This is a genomic window from Citromicrobium bathyomarinum (assembly GCF_038594485.1).
GTDB lineage: Bacteria > Pseudomonadota > Alphaproteobacteria > Sphingomonadales > Sphingomonadaceae > Alteriqipengyuania > Alteriqipengyuania bathyomarina_A.
The window spans coordinates 830,899-851,765 of the sequence record NZ_JBCFZG010000004.1 but is presented as its reverse complement, the minus strand read 5'-3'; the positions used below and the strand labels follow the sequence as shown (position 1 = coordinate 851,765).

Below are 20,867 nucleotides of genomic sequence, written 5' to 3'. Positions count from 1 at the left end.
GGGGGAGGGGGACCATCCGAAGGATGGTGGAGGGGTGCGGGCGACTAATCGAACCAGCGATGATGGCGGCTCGGAACGCACGCCCCTCCACCAGCTTCGCTGGTTCCCCTCCCCCAAGGGGGAGGATTTTGCGAGCCTCAAACCTCGTCATAAACCACCTCGAGGCTCGGCTTCGGCTCGAACGCCCCGCCGCGCATGTCCGCCTGTGTCGCCGGGATCAGCTGGACGTTGCCGCCAGTGTCTTCGGGGCTGAACAGGTCGAGCAGGCCATCCCCTTCGAGCGGCGTGGGCCGCTGCGGCGGGGCGTTGGCGACGTTGATCGCCAGCTCCTCGAACAGCGGGGCCCACTCGCCGCCGGGCTTGCCGATGATCTGGTAATTGGCCGACTTGCGACGGATTTCCTCGTTCGCGGGGATCGCGCAGAGCACCGGGATGTCGACCGCCTTGGCGAAGGCCTGCGCCTCGCCCGTGCCGTCGTCCTTGTTCACGATCATGCCCGCGACACCGACATTGCCGCCCATCGAGCGGAAATATTCGACCGCCTTGCAGACGTTGTTGGCGACGTAGAGCGATTGCAGGTCGTTCGACCCGACCACGATCACCTTCTGGCACATGTCGCGCGCAATCGGCAGGCCGAAGCCGCCGCACACCACGTCACCCAAGAAGTCGAGCAGAACGTAGTCGAAGCCCCATTCGTGGAAGCCCAGCTTCTCGAGCAATTCGAACCCGTGGATGATCCCGCGCCCACCGCAGCCGCGGCCGACTTCGGGCCCGCCCAGTTCCATCGCGAACACCCCGTCGCGCTGGAAGCAGACATCCTCGATGCTGACCTCCTCGCCTGCGAGCTTCTTCTTGGAGCTGGTTTCGATGATCGTCGGGCAGGCCTTGCCGCCGAACAGCAGGCTGGTGGTATCTGACTTGGGATCGCAGCCAATGAGCAGCACGCGCTTGCCCTGCTGCGCCATCATGTAGCTGAGGTTGGAGAGCGCGAAGCTCTTGCCCGAGCCGCCCTTGCCATAGATCGCGATGACCTGCGTTTCCTTGGTCACCTCTCCATCGTGGACCGGATCGGGTTCGATCGCGGCCTCTTCGCGCAAGGCGTCGATGGCAGAATGGGAATCGAGATGGGTCATGCAAGTTCGCTCCAGTCCAGCACCAGCTTGAGGCAGTCGCGGCTTTCGAAGGCGGTCGGGTAAGCGCTGCACGCCTCGCCCGCCGGGGCCACATCGGTAACGAGCCCGGTGAGGTCGAGTGCGCCGCGTTCGATCAGATCGTGCGTCTGCAAGAGGTTTTCAGGCTGCCATTCGGCTGCGACGCGCAGGCGTGCCTCGCGCTGGAAGGCGGCGGGAAAGGCGAAGCTGATGCGGTTGGCGTAGAAGCCTGCCAGCACGATCTCGCCTTGCCGGGCGATGCGGCCAAGCAGGATATCGATCACATCGCTGCTGCCGCTGGCGTCGTAGATAGCGCGGTAATCGTGGCGCTCATCGTCCTTGGGAGCGACAACCTGGTAACCCTGCGCACCGCGGCGGCGCTGTTCCTTGTTGTCCCAGACCGTCGGCGCAGGCGCACCGCTGGCGATGGTCAGCCGCGCAAGCAGGCGACCGAGTACTCCGTGACCGACGATCAGGTCGGGCGGCGTTCCGCCCGAAAGCGCATGCTGCGCGGTCGCGGCGAGCGCAAACAGCACGCCTTTTTCGGCCAGTGACTCGGGAATTGGCAGCGCGCGAGCCGAAGGAACGATCAGCGTCTGAGCGGTGCCGCCGAACAGCCCGCGCGCCTCGGTGTAGCAATTGGCGCCGGGAACGAAGACCCACTCGCCGATGCGCGCCTCAACGCCGGCACCGGCATCGACAATCCGCCCGACCGATTCGTAGCCGGGCACCAGCGGGTAGCCCATGCCTGGGAACGGCGGCATCTCGCCCGTCCACAGCAGCTTCTCGGTACCCGAGCTGACCCCGCTCCAATGGACCGCGACGACCACGTCGCCCGCCTCGACCGCCCGAAGCTCGAGACGCTTGAGCGCGAGACGCCCCGGTCCTTCGAGTGTGACGGCCAATGATTCCATCGTCTCTATGCCTCTCCTGCCCCTTGGTCCCACCGCGACAAAAGAGGCGATGGCCCGATTGTCAGCTACGCTTAACAATACGAACTGTCAAACGGTCATGACAGTTTAACTGTCAGGCCTGCGCGACGATCACGGATGCAATAATTGGCTGACGGGTCGAAACCCTGCGGCTGGCCGAAAATCCCGCTTCCGCCAGCATCGCGCGTATTTCATTCACGGTCCGGGGACGGCCGGAACCCATGGCCCAGAGGTACATGCCGAAATAGGCACCGCCCATTGCTTCTGCTCCGGGAGTTTCGGCCAGTGGTTCGCCGATCAGCAGGGTTTTGCCGGGCGCCAGGGCGGCGCGGATGTTCTTCAGGAGATGCAGGGCCGGCGCATCGTCGTGATCGTGGAGGATGCGGACCAGCGACATGCAGTCGTAACCGCTTGGAATATCGTCGGTCAGAAAGCTGCCGGGGTGCCGATCGGCGCCGAGCGACTCGGGCACGCCTTCGATCACCTCGGGCAGATCGAACAGGCCGAGCCGAAGGCGCGGCGCCGCCTCGCCAACCGCACTGAGGAAAGCCCCGTGCCCGCCGCCCACATCGAGCAGCGACTCGTGTCGGCTGAAATCGTATGCCGCCAGTATCTCATGCGAGACCGCCGCCTGGGACGCAGACATCAGGTGCGAATAGGGATCCGCACCAGCACCATCGAGACCATCGCAACCCTGCCCCGCATAGGTCCAGAAACGCTGCAATGCGGTCGGTTCCGCCCGGTCGGCGCGCAGCAGGGCCAGCGGATCGGCGAGGTCGGCGTAGAGCAGGCGGTGATGGCGGATCATGGCCAGCGCGCCCTCATTTGGGTGCAGCGCCGCGCCGTGGCGGCCGAGCATCCAGCAGGACGCCTCGCCCTTCAGCCCCACCTCCTCCACTATCCCCAGAGCGGCGGCGGCGCGCATCAGACGGACGCAGGCATCCTCCGAAAGTCCAGCGATTTCCGCCAGTTCGGCAGTCGTCGCCGGGCCTTGCGCCAACCGCTGCACACAACCGCTCTCAACGACAGCTAGAAGCACCTGAGAGTAGCTGAACCCCGCCACAAGGTCGAACAGCTGCGCAGCGCGACGCCTTGCAATCGAGCGCACGAATGGAGTGGCCGCAGCCCATTTCTGGAACCGCTGCGAACCGATCACCCTGTTGCGCCAGCTGAGCATCCGCACCTGCCACCCCTGAGGTCGTTCACCTGGACAGGCGGTTGATTTGGCTTGACCCTCGATCATTTGTCCATTCTGTTGGACACATGCTATGTAAATAGCAATCGTCTTGCGGGAGAGCAGGCAGGTGGCTGGCAAGGTTGTCGTGATCGGAGCGGGCATCGGCGGGCTGGTTAGCGCCGCGCTCCTCGCGGCGCGCGGCTGGGATGTCACCGTGGTCGAGAAGGAAGCGCAGGTCGGCGGCAAGGCGCGGCGACTCGAAGTCGACGGCGCCGCGATCGATGCCGGGCCGACCGTCTTCACCCTGCGCGAGGTCTTCGAAGACGTGTTCCGTGCCTGCGGCGGTTCGCTTTCGGAGTCGCTCTCGGTCCGCCCCGCCCACATCATCGCCCGCCACGCTTGGGATACGCACAAGCGGCTCGACCTCTTTGCCGATCCCCTGCGCAGCGAGGATGCGATCGGCGTCTTCGCCGGAGCGAAGGCGGCGCGCAGCTATCGCAGCTTTCGCGAGGAAGCGCGGAGGATATATAACATCCTCGACGACAGCCTGCTGCGGCAAAGCAAGGTCTTCTGGCCGCTGCCGCTGATGCGGCGGATCGGCCTGTTCCACTTCGGCGATCTCGCCGCGATCAGGCCTTACGAGAGCCTGTGGAAGGCGCTCGGCGAGCATTTCGACGATCCGCGCTTGCGCCAGCTGTTCGGCCGCTACACCACCTATTGCGGTTCCTCCCCCTTCTCCGCCCCGGCGACGCTGATGCTGATCGCGCATGTCGAGGCGAAGGGTGTGTGGCTGATCGACGGCGGGATGAGCGCGCTGGCAGAGGCGCTGAAGGGACTGGCCGAGCGCAACGGAGCGCGTTTCCGGCTGGGCGAAGGCGTTGCCTCCATCGAAACGGACGGACGCGGGACATCGGGCGTCACCCTCGACAACGGCGAAAGGATCGCGGCCGACACGGTGCTGTGCAACGCCGACCCCGCAGCGCTCGCCAGCGGGCGCTTCGGCATGGCAGCAAGCCGCGCCGTGGGCCGCACGCCACCCGCGCGCCGGTCGCTCTCCGCGATGGTGTGGCTCGCGCATGCAAAGACACAGGGGTTCCCGCTGTCGCGCCACAACGTCATGTTCTCGCGCGACTATCCTGCCGAGTTCCGCGCGCTGTCTTGTGGCAGCCAGATCACCGATCCCAGCGTCTACATCTGCGCGCTGGACCGCGATGCCCGCACAATCGACGGGCCCGGCCCGACGGGGCGCGAGCGACTGCAGGTGATCGTCAACGCCCCCGCCAACGGCGACCGGCACAGTTTTTCCCAGAAGGAGCTCGATCGATGCACCATGGCCATGACGCGCAGCCTTTCCCGCTGCGGGCTGGAGCTGGAGGCGGACTTTCCGCACACGCTGGTCACTCCGGCGGATTTCGACGCGCTGTTCCCCTCGACGGGTGGAGCCCTTTATGGACGGGCCTCGCACGGGTGGGCGGCGTCCTTCCTTCGGCAGGGCGCGCACACGCGGATCCCTGGTCTCTACTGCGCCGGGGGGAGCACCCATCCGGGCGCGGGCGTGCCGATGGCCGCCTTGTCCGGGCAGATCGCAGCGCGCGCAGCGATGGCGCACCTCGCTTCGATACGGCGATCGCGCCCGGTGGCTATGGCTGGTGGTATGTCGACGCGATCAGTGAAGACGCCAAGGGTGGTACGGGACGCCACGGCCTGACGATCATTGCCTTTCTCGGCAGCGTATTCTCCCCCTACTACAAGGCAAGCGGGCGCGGCGCCCCGCTGAACCACGCCGCGCTCAATGTCGCGCTATATGGGCCGAAGGCGCGCTGGGCGATGACCGAGCGCGGACAAGGCGATGTGACGCAGGAACGCGACGTGCTTGCCATCGGGCCGAGCAGCGTGCGCTGGACCGGCCAGGCGCTGGAGATCGACATCGTCGAGCAGGACAAGCGGCTCGGCATCCCGTGGCAGCGCCCGGTTCGCGGCACGATCCGCGTGTTCCCAGAAGCGCTCAACCCTGTGCCCTTCGCGCTCGACCCGGAGGGCAGGCACACCTGGCATTGCCTCGCTCCGCGTGCGCGGATCGAGGTCGATATGCGCGAACCCGGAGTGAGCTGGACGGGGCGCGCCTACCTCGATTCCAATTTCGGGTCCGAGTCGCTGGAGGACGGATTCGACGTGTGGCACTGGTCGCGCGCGCACCTGAGCGATGGGGCGATGGTCTGTTACGAGGGCACGCGTTCGGACAAGTCCCACTTCGCCAGCGCGATCCGGTTCGACGCCTATGGCACGCCGCAGCAGGTGGAACTGCCGATGACCGCGCCCTTGCCCAACACCCTGTGGCAGATGGAGCGCAAGACGCGCGGCGACCGGGGCCATGCGAGTGTGATCAGGACGTGGGAGGATGCGCCCTTCTACGCCCGCTCCACGGTGGCCTCGCGCCTTTATGGGGAACAGGTGGTGGCGGTGCAGGAAAGCCTCGACATGCGGCGTTTCTCTTCCCCAATCGTCCAGTTCATGCTGCCGTACCGGATGCCGCGGGTGGTCGGCTAAATCTTGCGGGTGACTATTGGTCGCGGTCGGTGCGCTTTGCGTCCTTGTCGCGCTTTATCTCGCGGCTGACCGACCAGTATTGCCATCCGCCGAAGCCGAGCGCGACCAGCGCGGTGAACACGATCTCTACCCACCCGTAATGCTCGCCAAAGCCTTCCATCGCTTGCTCTCCCGCAATCGCTTCGCTGCTTATCAACCAACCGTCATTGCGAGAAACGTAGTGACGAAGCATTCCAGAGCAGGCGCGAAACCACGCTGGATTGCTTCGCCCGCTCGCAATGACGAGCATCTGGCGAGGCCCTGCTAGCTCACATCGTGCGTGGCCAGAAATGCGGCGATCAGCTCCGCGATGTCCTCGGGCCGTTCCTCGTGCGCGAGGTGGCCCAGCCCCGGCAGAACTTCCAGCTGCGCATTGGGCAGCTTGCGCGCGGCTTCCTCGACCCCGCTCAGCGGAATGGCATTGTCGCCGCGCGCGTGGACCAGCAGCACCGGGTTGGCGATGTCGGGCAAGGCGCGATCGAGCGTGTCGAGATCCCAGTTCGCCATCATCGCCAACGCACCGCGCGCGTGCCGGCTATTGCCGAGCAGCGTGGCGTAACAGCGCGCCCCCTCGCGATCGATCCGCGAGTTCGTCGATCGCTGGATGAAACCTGCGGTATCGCCCGCCAGCCGGGAAACGCCCGAGAACACCTTGGGCACCAGCGGATTGAGCGCGAGCAGCCGCGCCATCGCGGGGAACACCTGCGTTGCGGGCCACGGCAGGGGCGTGAGCGCGGCATTGAGGCCGATGATCGGCGTATCGGCACACCGATCGCGTCCGCGCGCCATGGTCAGCGCAATTGCAGCCCCCGCGGAGTGGCCGATGATGGCATCGGGGACGATGTCGAGCGTTTCGATCAGGCCTAGGACTGCCTTCGCCATGCCCGGCAGCGTCATCTGCGCATCGGGCAGCCGCCCGGTGAAGGCGTGCCCCGGCAGATCGGGCGCGACGAGCGTGTAGCGTTCGGCAAGCGCGGGCATCACCCCGCGCCACGAATGCGTGGACGCGCCGGTGCCGTGGAGCGGCAGCAGGATGGGCGCGGATCCGAGTTCGCGCCCCATCACCTGCACGTGCCAGCGAATGCCACCGCTCTCGACAAAGCGGCTTGCCTCGCGGTGCGGCCAGTGGCGTCCGTCGCGATCCCAGTCGAGTGGCTCGCTCATGCGGCCAGCGCTGCCGGTTGCGTGGCCTTGACCGCCGCGTGAAGCTTCGCCGCGTCGGCCATCGGCAGTGCGAGGAAGCGGGCGCGCATCGCCTGCGCCAGTTCGGAGGCTTCGGGCGCGGTGCGCGCCGAGATATCGACGACCAGGGCATCGAGCCCGCGAGTTGCAATCGCCCGGCCTGCCTCGATTGCGTCGGCCTTCGCCTGCGCCCGGCCGCCCAGACCGTTCGCCCCGACATTGGCGCGCCCGTCGGTCAGGATCACCAGATGCGGCGTCTTGCCACGCGCGGCGACCACCTCGGCCAACTGGTGCCCCGTCCTGAGGCCTGTCGCGAGCGGCGTCCCGCCCCCGCCCGGCATTGCGGACAGCACGCGGCGCGCGCGGGTCAACGAGCGGGTCGGCGGCAGCAGCACCTCCGCGCCCTCTCCCCTGAAGGCGACCAGCGCAACCTCGCTGCGGGTGACGTAGGCCTGCGCCAGCATCAGCTCGACCGCGCCCTTGGCCTCGGCCAGCCGCGCCGCCGCCGCCGATCCCGAGGCATCGACGCAGAAGATCGTGACGCGTCCGGCGCGCTGCTCGTACCGGCGGACACGCAGGTCGGACTTGCGGATGATCAGCTGATCGCCATCGCTCCCGGTCTCGCGCCGCCTGAGCTCCTGCCACGGAACCGCTGCGCGCAAGGTATCGACCAGCGCCAGCCGCGTGCCGCCGCGCGGGCTCCCAGGCCGGGCGCTCAGCGGTCTGCCGCGCTGGCCCGAGGTGCGCTTCTTCCCACCGCCGCTGCCACTGCTGCGCCGCGTTCGCCCTTCGGCCAATTGCGCGAGCAGATCGGGCGGGATCGCCGCAAGCGCGGCCTCCAGCACAACCTCGTCGAGCGGCGTGTCGCCCGGCTGCGCATGTGCGTCCGCCTCGCCCGCGTCGGACTGGTCCGGCGGCGGCGGAGGCGCGTCTTCGCTGTCGTGTTCTTGCGGAGCAGGCATCTGCGTCGCGCGGGGACCCAGAACGAGGCGCGCGGCGGCGGCGATATCCCGCCCGTTCACCTCGGCACACCCTGCCAGCGCGGCATGGGCGCGGGCGGCGTGCCCTGCGAAATTGAGTGCACGCACCGAGTCGACCCCCAGCGCCGTCGCGGTCGCGGCAAGCGCGTGCATCGCTTCCTCGTCCAGCGGTACAACCGCGTCGATCGGGATGCTGGCGGCATCGATGGGGTCGCAAACAAGTGATGGCGCGCGCGTCAGGTCGCAATGGAACGCCACCCGTTCCAGCAACGCCGACGGCGGTGCTTCGTCATCCCCCTCGCGCCCGTCGTCGAGCAGCACCAGACCGAACCGCGCGTCGCCATCGAGCGCCTGCGCCAGCCGCCCCGCCACATCGCGATCGAGCCGCTCTGCCAGCGGCACCACCAGCACGCCGCCCGCGATCTCTTCGAGCAGCCCCCGCGCCCGCACGCTGCGGCCGGTCGCAAGGCTGGCGGCGAGATCGACCCCGCCCAGCAGCCGTTCGTCGTCGATATGCGCGGGCAGACGGCGCAGCGGCCCTTCCACCCCTTCGCGAAGCCATTCGATCAAGCCGTCGCGCGCCGGGCCTGCCCCTCGCAGGCTCACGCCGCCAAGCGCATCGGGCGCGGCAAGGAACAGGCGAAGCGCGAGCAGAGCGTCCGCCGCGGCATCGGCCCCCTGCCCGGCCTCGGCGTTCATCCGAAGACTTCGCCGATCGCGCGCTCGATCCGCGCGGTCGATCCGGTCTCGTCGAGGACGTCGCGCCGCAACCTGTGGCGCAGGGCCGAGGGTGCAACCGCGATCAGGTGCTTTTCGGCCAGCGCCCTGGCCCCCTCCAGCGCCGCGAGCGCCTTGGCCGCGCGCATCACGGTGAGTTCACCGCGCAGGCCATCGGCGCCCACCGCCATGCACAGCTCGGCCGCTTTGGTGAGCATCGCATCGGGCACTTCGATCTTCGCCAGCCGCTTGCGGCCACGGTCGATCCGGCGCAGCACCTTGTCCTCTTCGTCGGACCATTCGCCCGCAAAGCCATCGGGGTCGGCTTCCTGACGCGCGCAGCGGCGCATGATCTCCACCCGCGTGTCGATATCGCCGGGCGTGCGCACTTCGACCGAGAGGCCGAAGCGGTCGAGCAATTGCGGGCGCAGTTCGCCCTCTTCGGGATTTCCGCTGCCGATCAACACGAACTTGGCCGGGTGTCGGACCGACAGGCCTTCACGCTCGACCACATTCTCGCCCGAGGCTGCCACGTCGAGCAGCAGGTCGACCAGGTGATCCTCCAGCAGGTTGATCTCGTCGATATAGAGAAAGCCGCGATGCGCCTTGGCGAGCAGCCCCGGCTCGAACGCCTTTTCGCCCGATCGCAGCGCGCGTTCGAGGTCGAGCGCGCCCAGCACCCGGTCTTCGGTCGCGCCCAGCGGCAGATCGACGAAGGGAACCGCCCGCTTGCGCAGCGGGCCGGTGCCGCACACGTCGGGATAGCGTGCCTCATCTTCCTTCGAGCAGCCGTATGGGCAATCCTGGATTGCGCTGATCGACGGCAGCAGACCCGCCAGCGCGCGTGCAGCGGTGGACTTGCCCGTCCCCCGGTCCCCGAACACCATCACACCGCCGATCGCAGGATCGACCGCCGCGATCAGCAGCGCCTGCTTCATCTCGTCCTGACCGACGATCGCGGAAAACGGAAAACGCGCCATTGCTGCGCGAGAGTGTCGCAGCAATCGGACGCTGGCAAGTGTCTTCATGGTTTGTCGATTGTGTGCGGACGATGCGCTGCTAGGACGGGTGGCAGACTGCAACCAATCCGGGAGAGAAATGCATGTTCAGCCACGTGATGCTTGGCGCGGAAGATATCGAAGCTTCGAAGACCTTTTACGACGCCTGCTTCAAGGCGCTCGGCGGGCGAGAGGGCTCGGTCGATTCCAAAGGGCGGGTGATGTACATCCACAACGGCGGCATCTTCATGCTGAGCAAGCCGATCGACGGCCAGCCTGCGAGCTGCGGCAACGGCTCGACCATCGGCTTCGCCGCGACCAGCGAAGAACAGGCCAATGCCTGGCACGAGGCCGGTCTCGCGCATGGCGGCACCGCGATCGAAGACCCGCCGGGCATTCGCGAAGGCGCAGGCATGAAGCTGTATCTCGCCTATCTGCGCGATCCCGCCGGCAACAAGATCTGCGCGATGTATCGCCCGGGCTGAGGCGGCCTGACTCCTCCTTAAGGGGGAGGCTGGGTGGGGGTGTGCGGCGTTCACGGCTTGGGCGGACCAAACCACCAATGCCGCCCCCCACCCCCTGCCCCTCCCCAGGGGGAGGGAAGGAATGGGGGCCTAACCCCGCACCACGAGGAACAGGGCGAATTCGGCGCGCAGGTTTGCGCCGAATTCGCCGATCTCGCGGCCTTTGCCAAAATACCACGCGCGCTCGATCCGGGCACCGCGATCGCTCACCAGTTCCTTGAAATCGACCACGGTCAGATTGCGGATATTGCCTGTCGCGTGCCAGCTTTCGGGCAGCGCTGGCGTCACGGGCATACGCCCGCCCAGCCCCAGCGCGACCCGCATCCGCCAGTGCGCGAAATTGGGGAAGCTGACGAAGGCGGCGCGGCCCACGCGCAGCAGTTCGTCGATCACCTCGGCAGGCCGGTCGACCATCTGGATCGTCTGGCCGAGGATCGCATAGTCGAACGCATCGTCCGGATAATGCACCAGATCCGCCTCTGCATCGCCCTGCACGACGGACAGCCCACGCGCCACACAGGTCGCCACACGCTCGGGGTCGATCTCCAGACCGCGCGCATCGACTCCCTTGTGCGCCGCCAGCGCGGCGAGCAGCGTGCCCTCGCCGCAACCGATATCGAGCACGCGCGATCCGTCCGGGATCGTCCCGGCAATTGCCGCAAGGTCTGGGCGCAGATCGGGAAGTTGGCTCATGAGTAGATGTCCGGGAAATGGCGCTGCATGAAGATGCTCGGGTCCGGCAGCGACTGCCAACCGAGACTTTCATACAATCCGTGCGCATCGCGGGTCGCCAGCATCCAGCGGCGCAGGCCTTGCAGCTCGGCGTGACCCTGCAGATGGCCGACCATGGCCTTTGCCAAGCCCTTCCCGCCATGCCCGTCGAGCACGTAAACGTCTGCGAGATAGGCGAAGGTGGTCCGGTCGGTGATGACCCGCGCCATGCCGACCTGCGCACCGTCATACAGCACGCTGACGCACACGCTGTTGGCCAGCGCCTTCTCGACCGTCTCGAACGCAATGCCGGGCGACCAGTAACTGTGGGTCAGAAAGGCGTGAGCAGCGCGGGCATCGGCCCCGTCACGCAATTCGTAGCCGCCGGGAAGATCGCTCACGATACGAACCCCTGCACAACCTCGTCCAGCCCCGGCGTCTCGAGCAGGAAGCCATCGTGGCCGTATGGCGAGGACAGCTCGACAAAGCTGACCGGTGCGCCTGCCGCGTTGAGCGCGCGGACGATGTGGCGGCCCTCCTCGGTCGGATAGAGCCAGTCGGTATCGAAGCTGACCACGCAGAAGCGCGATGTCGTGCTCGCAAAGGCATCGGCCAGCCGCCCGCCATGCTCCTCGGCAAGGTCGAAATAGTCCATCGCGCGGGTGATATAGAGGTAGGAATTGGCGTCGAACCGGCGGGTGAAGCCGCTGCCCTGGTAGCGCAGGTAGGATTCGACCTCGAAATCCGCCTCGAACCCGAAGGACTTGGCACCATCGGTGCCGTCGGGCCGCTGTTGCAGCCGCCGGCCGAACTTCTCGGTCAGGCCCGCTTCGGAAAGGTAGGTGATGTGCGCCGCCATGCGCGCCACGGCGAGGCCGGCATCGGGGTGATCGCCGTCGTAATATTCGCCACCTTTCCAGTTGGCGTCGGCCATGATCGCCTGTCGCCCGACTTCATGGAAGGCGATGTTCTGCGCGGACTGGCGCGCGGCGCTGGCCAGCACCAGCACGCGTTCGGCGCGGCTCGGAAATTGCGACGCGAACGCGAGCGCCTGCATCCCGCCCATCGACCCGCCGACCGCCGCGTGCAGCCTGTCTACGCCTAACGCGTCAAGCAGGCGCGCAATCGCGCGAACCATGTCGTGGATCGTCACCACCGGGAAGTTCTGGCCGTAACGCGTGCCACCCGGGCCTTCGCTCGCAGGGCCGGTCGAACCCATGCATCCGCCGATCACATTGGCGCAGATCACACAGAACCGGTCCGTGTCGATTGGCTTGCCGGGCCCAACCATCCGATCCCACCAGCCCGGCTTGCCGGTCGCGGGATGCGGGCTCGCGACGTACTGGTCGCCGGTCAGCGCATGGAAGATCAGCACCACGTTGTCGCGCGCTGGCGAAAGTTCGCCGTATTGCTGGTAGGCGATCCTTACCGGCGACAACGTCGCACCGCTATCCAGCGGCAAGGGATCGGGCAGAGTAAGGGCGGTCGCGGGGTCTTGCATGATCTGGGCTTGCACCAAACGGAAATACGGTGCTTCGACAAGCTCAGCACGAACGGGTTTCTGCAAACCGTCCTCTAACCGCTCGCCCTGAGCTTGTCGAAGGGCTGATTTTCCTTATGGCCTGACGATCGAGATGACAGAGAAACCCCAGCCAAAACCCTACATCCTCGACATCGCGGCCTACGTGCCAGGGGTCGCCAAGGCGGCGGACGGACGGGCGCTGGTCAAGCTTTCCGCCAACGAGAATCCGCTGGGGTGCAGCGAGGCGGCGCTCGCGGCGATGATGCAGAGCCGCGAAGCCGCACGCTATCCCGATCCGGACAGCATCGCGCTGCGTACCGCGCTCGGCGAACTTCACGGGATCGACCCGGCACTGATCGTGTGTGGCACCGGCTCAGGCGAACTGCTCAACTGCGCGGTTCAGGCCTTCGCTGGGGTCGGCGACGAAGTGCTGTTCTCGCGCTTCGCCTTCTCGCTCTATCCGCTGCTGGCGAAGAAGGTCGGCGCGAGCGCGGTTCTTGCCGAGAACGAGGATTTCGCCGCCTCGGTCGACAATATCCTTGCTGCGGTAACGCCCCGCACGCGGGTGGTACTGCTCGATAACCCGAACAATCCAACCGGCACGCACCTGCCCGATTCGGAAGTCGAGCGGCTCCACGCGGGTCTGCCGTCTGGCGTGCTGCTGGTGCTCGATCAGGCCTATGCCGAATATCTCGACGATGCGGGCGCGCCGGGCCTCGCGCTCGCGGGCCGGGCAGACAACGTGCTGGTCACGCGGACCTTTTCCAAGATTTACGGAATCGCCTCGGCGCGGGTTGGCTGGGCGACGGGAGCGCCGCACCTGATCGACGCGCTCAACCGTATTCGCGGGCCGTTCAACGTATCGGGTGCGGGCCAGGCAGGCGCGCTGGCGGCAGTGCGCGATCAGGACTTCATCCGCCATTGCCGAGACGCAAACGCTCAAACCCGCGCGGCGTTCGTCGCGCGGCTTGAATCGCTGGGCAACCGGGGCGTGCGCGCCTTGCCGAGCGAGGCCAATTTCGTGCTTGCAACCTTCCCCGACCAGACAACCGCCGAACGGGTCCGCGATGCGATTGCCGATGCGGGCTACGCGGTCCGCCACCTGCCCGGCCAGGGCCTGGGTGAGGCCTTGCGCATCACCATCGGAGGCAAGGACGACATGGCCAGGGTCGGCGACGCGATCGAGGCAGCGCTAGGGGCCTAGCGGGTCGACGGCTGCAAGGCGTTGATCGCCTCGCGCACCCTCGCCTCGATCTGTTCACGCGGCAGGCCCTTCTCGATAGGGGGACCGAAACGGTACGTGATCTGCCCCGGCCGCTTCAGAAACCCGCGATAGAGCGGCCCGCTGTTCACCGCGACGGGCACCACCGGCAGGTCGAGCAGCTTGTACAGCCCCGCGAAGCCGGAGACGATCGGCCCTTCGTCACCATGCGGCGTGCGCGTTCCTTCGGGGAAGATCAGGAAGGGGCGCCTATCCGCCTTCGCGCCCTTTGCCGCGCGCATGAGGTCGCGCAGCGCCTTCGCGCCCTCGTCGCGCGCAACGGGGATGAGGCCGTACTTGCGCGCCGCCCCGCCCCACACAGGTATCTCGAACAATTCCTGCTTGGCGAAGATAACCGGCTCTACGAACACACAGGGCGCGTCGATCGCTTCGAAAAAGCTCTCGTGCCGCATGGCGTATAGTGCAGGCCCATCGATCGGGCCGCCCTGCTGGATGATCCTGATCCGCAGGAGATGGCGAACGCACCAGCGGTGCAGCGCGCTCCATCCGCCCGCCACCCTGCGCACGGCCCGCGCACCCTGGAAAGGGATGATCAGAAGCAGAACCAGCGTACCCAGATAGAAGACGCTGTAGAAAGCGAGGCTGCGCAGCAGGTTCATCTCAGGACAGCAGCGGCCCCACCGTGCGGCTCACCAGCCACTTGTGATATTCCACGAACAGCATCCACAGGCTCGGCTCGCTACGCACGGCATCCTTCACGATCCTGACATTGTCGGGCAATTCGCGGCGCAATTCGGTGGCGGCGCGGCGCATGTGCCAGTCGCTGGTGACGAGACGCAGGCTCTCGATGTCGTTCGCCTCCGCCCATTCGCGTGTTTCCTGCGCGTTACCGCGGGTGTCGGTCGCGGCGAAGCCGAGGGTGACGCAGCAGGCCATGATCTTCTCGGGCACGTTGAACTGCGCGGCGAATTCGGCGGGCTTCACCTCGGGATCGACCCCGGTGACGAGCAGGGTATCCGCACTGTCGGTCTGCACGACCTCCAGCCCTCGCTCGATCCGTCCGGCGGAACCTGTGGGCACGATCACCGCATCGGTGCGCTCCATCGGCGCAGGATCGGGCAACCATCCGGCGAACCAGACGAAGCCCAGCAGCCACGCGAGCACCACGACGAGACCCAGACGCCAGATCAAAGCATTTTCCTAACCGCGGCAAGAACGGTGAAACGCGCGGTTGCGACCGCAAGCACCACACCCAGAATAGGGATCAGCGCGATCAGTATCCAGTCCACCCAGTCCAGACCGGCGCTGGCGATCATCCCGCTGTCGAGCGCGGCGAACTGATAGCCGAGCCCCAGAATGGCCGCGAGGCCGAGGACCAGCCCGACTGCCCCGCCGAGGATCGAATCGAACAGCACCGCCCGCTGGAACAGCTGCGCGATCTGCCCGTCGGTGCCGCCCAGCAGGTGCACGATCGCAATCGTCTCGCGGTTGTTACCGAGCGCACTGCGCGCCGCGAGGAACACCGCCGCCGCGCTGGTGACGGCCAGCAGAAGGACCAGCGCCAGAGCCAGGTATTGCAGCGACCTCAAAGCGCTGAACACCGGTTGCAGCCAGGATGACTGCGCATCGATCCGCGCATCGGGGGCGACATCGGCAAGGCGATCGCGCAACCGCTCCATCGCTTCGGGGGTCGCCCGCCCGCCCAGCCGCACGTCGATCAGCGCGGGCACCGGCACGGTTTCGGCATCGCCTGCAGTGCCGAGCCAGGGTTCGAGCAGCGCGTCGAGTTCCTCCTGCGGGACCAGACGGCTCTGCGCGACCATGTCCATCGACTGCAACGCCTCCTGCGCCGCATTCGCCTGCTGCGCGCGTGTGGTGGGATCGGCGTCGAGTATCTGGACCGTCGCCCCGCCCGAGAGTTCAGACCGCGCACCGCCCGCCAGATTGCCCAGCGACAGACCTGCGCCAGCCGCCAGCACGGTCAGCGCGACCATGATTGCGAGTACCCACGGCATCGGCCCGGCCAGCCGCGCCTGCGGGATCAGTGCGCGCGCCTTGTCGCCATCGAAAGTGGATTGCCCTGCACGCGCAGCGTCGGAGAGCGGAGGCTGGCTCATTGCTGCCCCTCGCTGCTCGCGGGCTTGCGCGGCGGATAGCGCAGCGCGCCGGTCGGGTCCGCCAGCCGCCCCTTGTCCAGCCGCATGATCATCGAGCTGCGAACGTTCTGCAGCAGATGCACATCGTGGGTCGCGACGATCACCGTCGTGCCCAGCCGGTTGAGCGATTCGAACAGCCGCATCAGCTTGAGCGCCATGTCCGGGTCGACGTTGCCCGTCGGCTCGTCCGCCAGCAGGATGTCGGGCCGACCGATCACCGCGCGGGCGATGGCCACGCGCTGCTTCTCGCCGCCCGAAAGCGTCTCGGGCCGCGCTTCCGAACGGTGCGCCAGCCCCACCCATTCGAGCATGTCGGACACCGGCTGAACCAGCTCGCTCTCGTCCACCCCCGCGATCCGCAGCGGCAGCGCGACATTGTCGAATGCGGAGAGGTGATCGACCAGCCTGAAGTCCTGGAAGACCACGCCCAGCCGCCGCCGGAACCCCGGCAGACGCGAACGCGGCATGGTGATCACGTCGCTGCCGAACATGCGGATAATCCCGCGCGACGGGCGCTGCGCAAGATACAGCAGCTTGAGCAGGCTGGTCTTGCCCGCCCCGCTCGCGCCGGTCAGGAAATAGAAGCTGCCCGGCCACAGCGAAAAGCTGACGTCGGTCAGGATTTCCTTGCCGGTCCCGTAGCGCAGGCCGACATTGTCGAAGAAGGCGACTTCGCCGTCACCCCCCGACATTTTCATGCCCCGCCATCATGCTGCCTCACGCGCTACCGACCCGTCCCGTGGTTAACGAGGGGCGATATAGGGCGCATTGCGTGTGGACAAAAGGCGCAAATCCGGCCCGTCCACCACCGGGGCGCTTGCCTCGCAAGCCTTGCACGGCGTAATGACATACTCACCATGATCCTTGCCTGCCCCGCCTGTGACACCCGCTATGCCGTGCCCGACAGCGCCATTGGTGCAGAGGGGCGGACGGTGCGCTGCGCGCGCTGCCGCCATAGCTGGTTCCAGGAAGGAAGCGAACTCGATCTGGAGACGCTGGAGCAGGACGGTTCGGCCAAGGTCGAGACCGCCCAGCGCCAGCCATGGCACGACGTTCCGCCGATCGGTGCCAGCGACGACACCGAGGATGACACGGCAGGCCGGTCGCAATTCGCTGCCGAACCGCCGTTTCGGCCGCGTCGCAATCCGCTCAAGATGTGGGGCATGGCGGCCAGCCTGTTCGCGGTGATTTCGGTCGGTACGATCGGTGCGGTCAGCTATGCGGGCCTGCCCGACTGGGTGCCCGTCAGCCGTCCCACCTTTGCGATGAACGAGCCCGATCTTGTGCTCGAATTCCCGGCAAGCCAGCAGGACCGCCGCACGCTGCCCGACGGCAGCGAATATTTCGGCGTCGCGGGCGAGATCAAGAATGTCGGGCACGAGACCAAGGCGGTGCCGCCGGTGCTGATCGTGCTGTACGATTCGCGCAACCGGAAGGTCTACAACTGGGAAATCCTGCCACGGCAGGGCCGCCTCCAGCCGGGCGAGACGCTCAGCATCAACGAAGCGATCACAGACCTGCCGAAATCGGCCAAATTCGCCGAGATCGGCTGGAGCCCTTCCTGACCGAAACGCGGTCTGCGGATAGGTGTTGCAAAGGCGCTTGCGAGGCGCGTGCACCCCTGCTAGTGCGCCGCTTCCTCACGGGGTCCGGTCGTAAAGGCTGATCCCGGATGCAGCCCGGACATGCGGGCTTGTGTGCGGTCGTGGCGGAACTGGTAGACGCGCAACGTTGAGGTCGTTGTGGCCGCAAGGCCGTGGAAGTTCGAGTCTTCTCGACCGCACCAATACCCCTTTTTTCCCTCCCCGGCCCCGGGCTGGCGAAGTGTTTCCGGCGCGCTTGGCACTGCCGTGCGCCATTTCCATCCTCATTGGCGCCGGCAGCAGTCGGAGGCGGGTGGTATCGGTCGTCCTCTCATGCTGGGAACCGTGCCCGTTTCAGGCATTCGCATCCTGATCGCCGGACAGCGATCGGGGATCAAAAGGCGGCGCGCGGAACCCGCGCGCTCCGCGCCGTCCCTCAATTACGGGTGGTGCCAAAGGCCTTGCCGGCCCACTCATAGAGCGCAAAATCTTCTGGCCTGTCGGCATGAATCCGCGTGCGAAGCTCCGCGTCGAGCGTGATATGACGGGCGATCATCTCGCCGTCCGAGGGATGCGAGGGCGATTTCAGCTGTTCTCCGCTCCCGGCTACGCGCTGGTCGGTCCAGTCGGCGGGGATGCCGATTTCGCCGCATAGAAAATCGAGACTTTCGGACAGCCGATCGGTGAACCCGACATGCCAGCAGCGCTCCAGCAGAGCCCTGGCCGCCTCCATCCGAGTGCCATCGTCGGTCATCATTTCGGGCGGAAGGGTGCGGGATGCATAGAACCCGACGATCGAATTCATATCGTTGGTCAGGAATTCGTCTCGATACCATGACACGAAATCAGCTTGCGTCGTGCCCCTGCTCTTCCGAAAATTGTACAGGGACACGCACCTCTCTGCCGGATCGCGCAGGAAGGTGATGTAACGCACGTCGCGCTCCCCGGGGACGAGACGGTGCGCGCCATAATTGAGGCGATGCCCCGCAAGTACCACGGCTTTCGACCGCTCCTCTTCCGGACGATCTGCGAATTCTTCCAGTTCCCTGTCGGCCCGGTAGCGGCGGCCCCAGTTCGAAAATTCAACAAGCTGCTCGTCCCACGTCAGGTAGCGTTCGAGATGCGCCTTGAACGTCGTGCCCCCGGTCTTGGGCATGTGCAGAAAAACCCAGAGCGGACCCGTCATTGCGCCACTCCATAACCAAAGAAGTCGAACAGCTCGCCGTGCTCAGCGAAGGCGGCATTCAGCACGGCCAGCTCATCGGCGGTCAGCGCGCCGATCGAGTCCGCGTTCATGTTCCGCAATGGTTCGTCATAGAGACCCTTCACCGCCACGCGCTGCGCAAGATCGATCTTGCCGAGTTCGGGGACCAGACGAAGGATGCGCCGACTTGCCGACGCGGGGTTGGCACACATGTCTTCGTATCGCAGCATCGCACCCTCCGTATCCGGGCACCCAACGTTCTCGCGCTGGCGTTCGAAGCAGCCGATGATGTGACTCGCCACCACCTCGACAAGGTTTTCTCCTCGCGACAGCGCTTGCTGTGCCCCCCGGCGAAGAATGCCTCCGGCTATCGCCAGCGGATCCCGTACCAGGAAAACAAAGCGGGCAGCAGGCAGCGCGCTGGCCAGTTCCCGAGCGAGAAACAGGAAGGGTGGCGAGGACATAACGATCACGGAGGATCCGACATCGTCTGCCTCGGCCGCGCTCATCCAGGCCGCCCAGCTGCGCGGCCAGTCGTGCAATGCCGGATCGGCAACCCGGGCCAGCCTGTCTGCGCTCGCAGCCCATATCAGGCGCGTACCTGTGCTCCGGGTCGAAGGACCGGGGAAGCCGGGGATGTGCTGTGCCTCGCGCGACAGGTGCCAGCATCCGCTCGATGCAGCGATGGCATTGCGTAACAGGGTCGAACCCGAATTGTTGGGACCGAGCACGACCAGGCTGGTTCGGACAGCCGCAAAGGCCATGGCAGCGGGGTTCGGCGAACCCGTCATCCTGCGCTGGTCGCAAGTCTGGCAAGATGCGCCTCGGCAACCATCCGCTCAAAGGCACGGTGCCATTTCGCAAGGGCGAAGGCGAACACCGGATCCTCGATCGCCCGTTCAACGATCCGATCGGGCTTCCAGGGTTTGCGTGGACCGCTGAAGTGAAACATGCACACCTCCTCGACGCTTCTACCCTGCAACTGCTGCGCCGCGATGCGATGCCCGATCGGCAAATTGTAAAACGGGTCGACAAGCGTCGCCTGCCGCGCGAGCTGGCGATTGAGCACGAACTGATCGGTGTGGTCTGTCTCCAGGCCCACCCACGCGGCCGGGTCGAGCAGGTCGAGAAGATCGTCCACGATTGTCCCGCCGAGCAGTTCTCGCCCGATCAGCATCATTCCGGCGTTGAAACTCGCGAGTCCGTCCGGGTCACCGGCGGCAATCGGCGCAAAGCTGGTCCGATCGCGTCGTTGGCCGGTCAGGGTCGCTTTGTCAGGCGCGGCGATGAACGGCTCCGGACGCCGGAACAGTTCTTCGAAATCGCCCGAAACTACGGTGTCGCTATCGAGAAACAGGACCTTGTCGTATCCGGTCAGTGCGAAGCTCTCCAGCGAGCAGAAGCGAAGCCGCCGTGTGTGCAGGTCGGGCCGGGCCTCGCACAGGGCGTCGATCCTTCGCATCAATTCGTCGCAAGGAGCGCGAAATTGCGTTGGACCCGCCGCCCCGATCAATGTGCGTCGATCGTCCGAAAGATCGGTCGCAATCACCACAGTGTCGCCAGAAAACCAGCGGTTCGACTGGCGAAACGACGCCAGCGCAACCGCGCTGCCGAGGGCGAAATCGTCTGACGATACCGTGACGATAGCGAACTTGTCGCTCATTGCGGCGGTGTCTCCCGAAACGTCCTGCCAAGCGCGTAATCCGCCGCGTAATGGTGCTCTACCAGTTCTCGCAACTCTGCGTCGGGTGCGAAGCTGGGCGGATAAGGCGCTGCGTTGACCCGTGGGAGAAGCGGCGGCGGCAGGCCGACCCGTTCGAAGATTGCCGCAAGATCGGAACTCAGCTTGGAATGGAGACCCAAGACGTTCACCATCAACTGCCCCTCGGCGTCGCATACGAAACTGGCCTGCTCGGACAAGAGGACGTGCTCGCGCCTTTTGTCGTCCGCCAGCAAGCGCTTCATCGCATCGAGCGCATCGATGCCGTCCCAGGCTTTATCGCGGTTGAGCAGGAAGAATGCCGAGACAAACCTTTCGAGCGGGTCGCGAAAAATCGCGAAGCTTGTCATCTCCTCCCACATGCCGGGCAGCAGCGCCACGCTGATAGTGCGTGCAGGGATGTGCCCATGACCGATGGAAGCGATCTGGGGCACGGGACATAACCGGGTTTCGAAGCGCGTGCACTGTTCCCAATCCGTCGCCGCCAGATGCGGGCGCAAGG

Annotated in this window: 23 protein-coding genes and 1 tRNA gene; 6 read left to right on the top strand and 18 right to left on the bottom strand. The window is 66.3% G+C overall.

What is annotated here, in order from left to right:
• Positions 1–137 precede the first annotated feature (137 nt).
• The 3 genes from AAG591_RS09625 to AAG591_RS09615 form a co-directional block, all read right to left on the bottom strand.
• Positions 138–1,133 (bottom strand): chlorophyllide a reductase iron protein subunit X, encoded by a 996-nt coding sequence (locus AAG591_RS09625; protein ID WP_342530991.1) that lies wholly within the window; start codon positions 1,131–1,133, stop codon positions 138–140.
• Complete coding sequence (gene bchC, locus AAG591_RS09620) at positions 1,130–2,065, bottom strand: chlorophyll synthesis pathway protein BchC (protein ID WP_342530989.1); 936 nt, start codon at positions 2,063–2,065, stop codon at positions 1,130–1,132. Before bchC ends, AAG591_RS09625 begins: the two co-directional genes overlap by 4 nt.
• A 112-nt stretch (positions 2,066–2,177) precedes the next feature.
• Positions 2,178–3,326 carry a methyltransferase gene (locus AAG591_RS09615; protein WP_342530988.1) on the bottom strand — a complete coding sequence of 383 codons (1,149 nt, stop codon included), beginning with the start codon at positions 3,324–3,326 and terminating at the stop codon, positions 2,178–2,180.
• A gap of 61 nt (positions 3,327–3,387) precedes the next feature.
• Here AAG591_RS09615 and crtD point away from each other — a divergent pair, with 61 nt between their 5' ends.
• Both crtD and AAG591_RS09605 read left to right on the top strand, forming a co-directional pair.
• Positions 3,388–4,968, top strand: a complete 1,581-nt coding sequence (crtD, locus tag AAG591_RS09610; protein WP_342530986.1) for a 1-hydroxycarotenoid 3,4-desaturase CrtD — start codon at positions 3,388–3,390, stop codon at positions 4,966–4,968.
• Positions 4,969–5,087: 119 nt separating this feature from the next.
• The gene (locus tag AAG591_RS09605; RefSeq protein ID WP_342530984.1) at positions 5,088–5,807 is read left to right on the top strand and encodes a hydroxyneurosporene dehydrogenase; all 720 of its coding nucleotides are present in this window, start codon (positions 5,088–5,090) and stop codon (positions 5,805–5,807) included.
• A gap of 13 nt (positions 5,808–5,820) precedes the next feature.
• On the opposite strand, the gene AAG591_RS09600 is transcribed toward AAG591_RS09605, so the two are convergent.
• The 4 genes from AAG591_RS09600 to bchI form a co-directional block, all read right to left on the bottom strand.
• Entirely contained in the window at positions 5,821–5,967 is a 147-nt protein-coding gene (locus AAG591_RS09600) for a hypothetical protein (protein ID WP_342530983.1), read from the bottom strand.
• A gap of 143 nt (positions 5,968–6,110) precedes the next feature.
• Entirely contained in the window at positions 6,111–7,010 is a 900-nt protein-coding gene (gene bchO / locus AAG591_RS09595) for an alpha/beta fold hydrolase BchO (protein ID WP_342530981.1), read from the bottom strand.
• Complete coding sequence (locus tag AAG591_RS09590; RefSeq protein ID WP_342530979.1) at positions 7,007–8,707, bottom strand: magnesium chelatase subunit D; 1,701 nt, start codon at positions 8,705–8,707, stop codon at positions 7,007–7,009. Before AAG591_RS09590 ends, bchO begins: the two co-directional genes overlap by 4 nt.
• A complete protein-coding gene (bchI, locus tag AAG591_RS09585) occupies positions 8,704–9,705 on the bottom strand; it encodes a magnesium chelatase ATPase subunit I (protein ID WP_342530977.1) in 1,002 nt (333 codons plus the stop codon). Before bchI ends, AAG591_RS09590 begins: the two co-directional genes overlap by 4 nt.
• A 122-nt stretch (positions 9,706–9,827) precedes the next feature.
• On the opposite strand from bchI, the gene AAG591_RS09580 reads away from it, so the two are divergent.
• Positions 9,828–10,208: a VOC family protein gene (locus tag AAG591_RS09580; RefSeq protein ID WP_342530975.1), complete on the top strand. Its 381-nt coding sequence runs from the start codon at positions 9,828–9,830 to the stop codon at positions 10,206–10,208.
• A gap of 129 nt (positions 10,209–10,337) precedes the next feature.
• Here AAG591_RS09580 and metW read toward each other — a convergent pair whose 3' ends face one another.
• Genes metW through metX form a run of 3 tightly spaced genes read right to left on the bottom strand, consistent with a single transcriptional unit; the run spans position 10,338 to position 12,459 of the window.
• On the bottom strand, positions 10,338–10,940 hold the full coding sequence (metW, locus tag AAG591_RS09575) for a methionine biosynthesis protein MetW (RefSeq protein WP_342530974.1): 603 nt from the start codon (positions 10,938–10,940) through the stop codon (positions 10,338–10,340).
• Positions 10,937–11,359: a GNAT family N-acetyltransferase gene (locus tag AAG591_RS09570; RefSeq protein WP_342530973.1), complete on the bottom strand. Its 423-nt coding sequence runs from the start codon at positions 11,357–11,359 to the stop codon at positions 10,937–10,939. The genes metW and AAG591_RS09570 overlap by 4 nt, the downstream gene beginning before the upstream one ends.
• Positions 11,356–12,459 (bottom strand): homoserine O-acetyltransferase MetX, encoded by a 1,104-nt coding sequence (gene metX, locus AAG591_RS09565; protein ID WP_342530972.1) that lies wholly within the window; start codon positions 12,457–12,459, stop codon positions 11,356–11,358. The genes AAG591_RS09570 and metX overlap by 4 nt, the downstream gene beginning before the upstream one ends.
• A 133-nt stretch (positions 12,460–12,592) precedes the next feature.
• On the opposite strand from metX, the gene AAG591_RS09560 reads away from it, so the two are divergent.
• On the top strand, positions 12,593–13,684 hold the full coding sequence (locus tag AAG591_RS09560) for a pyridoxal phosphate-dependent aminotransferase (protein ID WP_342530971.1): 1,092 nt from the start codon (positions 12,593–12,595) through the stop codon (positions 13,682–13,684).
• On the opposite strand, the gene AAG591_RS09555 is transcribed toward AAG591_RS09560, so the two are convergent.
• Genes AAG591_RS09555 through ftsE form a run of 4 tightly spaced genes read right to left on the bottom strand, consistent with a single transcriptional unit; the run spans position 13,681 to position 16,550 of the window.
• Positions 13,681–14,361, bottom strand: coding sequence for a lysophospholipid acyltransferase family protein (locus AAG591_RS09555; RefSeq protein WP_342530969.1), 681 nt, complete (start codon positions 14,359–14,361; stop codon positions 13,681–13,683). The two genes, AAG591_RS09560 and AAG591_RS09555, sit on opposite strands and share 4 nt — an antisense overlap.
• A 1-nt stretch (position 14,362) precedes the next feature.
• Complete coding sequence (locus AAG591_RS09550) at positions 14,363–14,893, bottom strand: YdcF family protein (RefSeq protein ID WP_342530968.1); 531 nt, start codon at positions 14,891–14,893, stop codon at positions 14,363–14,365.
• The gene (locus tag AAG591_RS09545; protein ID WP_342530967.1) at positions 14,890–15,819 is read right to left on the bottom strand and encodes a cell division protein FtsX; all 930 of its coding nucleotides are present in this window, start codon (positions 15,817–15,819) and stop codon (positions 14,890–14,892) included. Before AAG591_RS09545 ends, AAG591_RS09550 begins: the two co-directional genes overlap by 4 nt.
• Complete coding sequence (gene ftsE / locus AAG591_RS09540; RefSeq protein WP_342531255.1) at positions 15,816–16,550, bottom strand: cell division ATP-binding protein FtsE; 735 nt, start codon at positions 16,548–16,550, stop codon at positions 15,816–15,818. Before ftsE ends, AAG591_RS09545 begins: the two co-directional genes overlap by 4 nt.
• 165 nt (positions 16,551–16,715) lie before the next feature.
• On the opposite strand from ftsE, the gene AAG591_RS09535 reads away from it, so the two are divergent.
• Complete coding sequence (locus tag AAG591_RS09535; RefSeq protein WP_342530965.1) at positions 16,716–17,423, top strand: zinc-ribbon domain-containing protein; 708 nt, start codon at positions 16,716–16,718, stop codon at positions 17,421–17,423.
• Positions 17,424–17,557: 134 nt separating this feature from the next.
• Positions 17,558–17,644: transfer RNA gene (locus AAG591_RS09530), tRNA-Leu, on the top strand.
• A gap of 233 nt (positions 17,645–17,877) precedes the next feature.
• Here the strand turns inward: AAG591_RS09530 and AAG591_RS09525 are convergent.
• From AAG591_RS09525 to AAG591_RS09510, 4 genes are read right to left on the bottom strand one after another with little or no spacing between them, the layout of a single operon-like run.
• Entirely contained in the window at positions 17,878–18,627 is a 750-nt protein-coding gene (locus tag AAG591_RS09525) for a sulfotransferase family 2 domain-containing protein (protein ID WP_342530964.1), read from the bottom strand.
• A complete protein-coding gene (locus AAG591_RS09520; protein WP_342530963.1) occupies positions 18,624–19,436 on the bottom strand; it encodes a sulfotransferase in 813 nt (270 codons plus the stop codon). Before AAG591_RS09520 ends, AAG591_RS09525 begins: the two co-directional genes overlap by 4 nt.
• Entirely contained in the window at positions 19,433–20,308 is an 876-nt protein-coding gene (locus AAG591_RS09515; RefSeq protein WP_342530962.1) for a glycosyltransferase, read from the bottom strand. Before AAG591_RS09515 ends, AAG591_RS09520 begins: the two co-directional genes overlap by 4 nt.
• Positions 20,305–20,865 (bottom strand): sulfotransferase family 2 domain-containing protein, encoded by a 561-nt coding sequence (locus AAG591_RS09510; protein ID WP_342530960.1) that lies wholly within the window; start codon positions 20,863–20,865, stop codon positions 20,305–20,307. The genes AAG591_RS09515 and AAG591_RS09510 overlap by 4 nt, the downstream gene beginning before the upstream one ends.
• Positions 20,866–20,867: the final 2 nt, after the last annotated feature.

Bases quoted from the DNA above. Each gene is read 5' to 3' on its own strand.
- AAG591_RS09600 (WP_342530983.1), bottom strand. From the start codon at position 5,967: ATGGAAGGCTTTGGCGAGCATTACGGGTGGGTAGAGATCGTGTTCACC.
- AAG591_RS09625 (WP_342530991.1), bottom strand. From the start codon at position 1,133: ATGACCCATCTCGATTCCCATTCTGCCATCGACGCCTTGCGCGAAGAG.
- AAG591_RS09535 (WP_342530965.1), top strand. From the start codon at position 16,716: ATGATCCTTGCCTGCCCCGCCTGTGACACCCGCTATGCCGTGCCCGAC.
- AAG591_RS09580 (WP_342530975.1), top strand. From the start codon at position 9,828: ATGTTCAGCCACGTGATGCTTGGCGCGGAAGATATCGAAGCTTCGAAG.
- AAG591_RS09515 (WP_342530962.1), bottom strand. From the start codon at position 20,308: ATGAGCGACAAGTTCGCTATCGTCACGGTATCGTCAGACGATTTCGCC.
- AAG591_RS09560 (WP_342530971.1), top strand. From the start codon at position 12,593: ATGACAGAGAAACCCCAGCCAAAACCCTACATCCTCGACATCGCGGCC.
- AAG591_RS09615 (WP_342530988.1), bottom strand. From the start codon at position 3,326: ATGATCGAGGGTCAAGCCAAATCAACCGCCTGTCCAGGTGAACGACCT.
- ftsE (WP_342531255.1), bottom strand. From the start codon at position 16,550: ATGTCGGGGGGTGACGGCGAAGTCGCCTTCTTCGACAATGTCGGCCTG.
- AAG591_RS09590 (WP_342530979.1), bottom strand. From the start codon at position 8,707: ATGAACGCCGAGGCCGGGCAGGGGGCCGATGCCGCGGCGGACGCTCTG.
- bchI (WP_342530977.1), bottom strand. From the start codon at position 9,705: ATGGCGCGTTTTCCGTTTTCCGCGATCGTCGGTCAGGACGAGATGAAG.
- bchO (WP_342530981.1), bottom strand. From the start codon at position 7,010: ATGAGCGAGCCACTCGACTGGGATCGCGACGGACGCCACTGGCCGCAC.
- metW (WP_342530974.1), bottom strand. From the start codon at position 10,940: ATGAGCCAACTTCCCGATCTGCGCCCAGACCTTGCGGCAATTGCCGGG.
- AAG591_RS09605 (WP_342530984.1), top strand. From the start codon at position 5,088: ATGACCGAGCGCGGACAAGGCGATGTGACGCAGGAACGCGACGTGCTT.
- AAG591_RS09525 (WP_342530964.1), bottom strand. From the start codon at position 18,627: ATGACGGGTCCGCTCTGGGTTTTTCTGCACATGCCCAAGACCGGGGGC.
- AAG591_RS09555 (WP_342530969.1), bottom strand. From the start codon at position 14,361: ATGAACCTGCTGCGCAGCCTCGCTTTCTACAGCGTCTTCTATCTGGGT.
- AAG591_RS09545 (WP_342530967.1), bottom strand. From the start codon at position 15,819: ATGAGCCAGCCTCCGCTCTCCGACGCTGCGCGTGCAGGGCAATCCACT.
- AAG591_RS09520 (WP_342530963.1), bottom strand. From the start codon at position 19,436: ATGACGGGTTCGCCGAACCCCGCTGCCATGGCCTTTGCGGCTGTCCGA.
- metX (WP_342530972.1), bottom strand. From the start codon at position 12,459: ATGCAAGACCCCGCGACCGCCCTTACTCTGCCCGATCCCTTGCCGCTG.
- bchC (WP_342530989.1), bottom strand. From the start codon at position 2,065: ATGGAATCATTGGCCGTCACACTCGAAGGACCGGGGCGTCTCGCGCTC.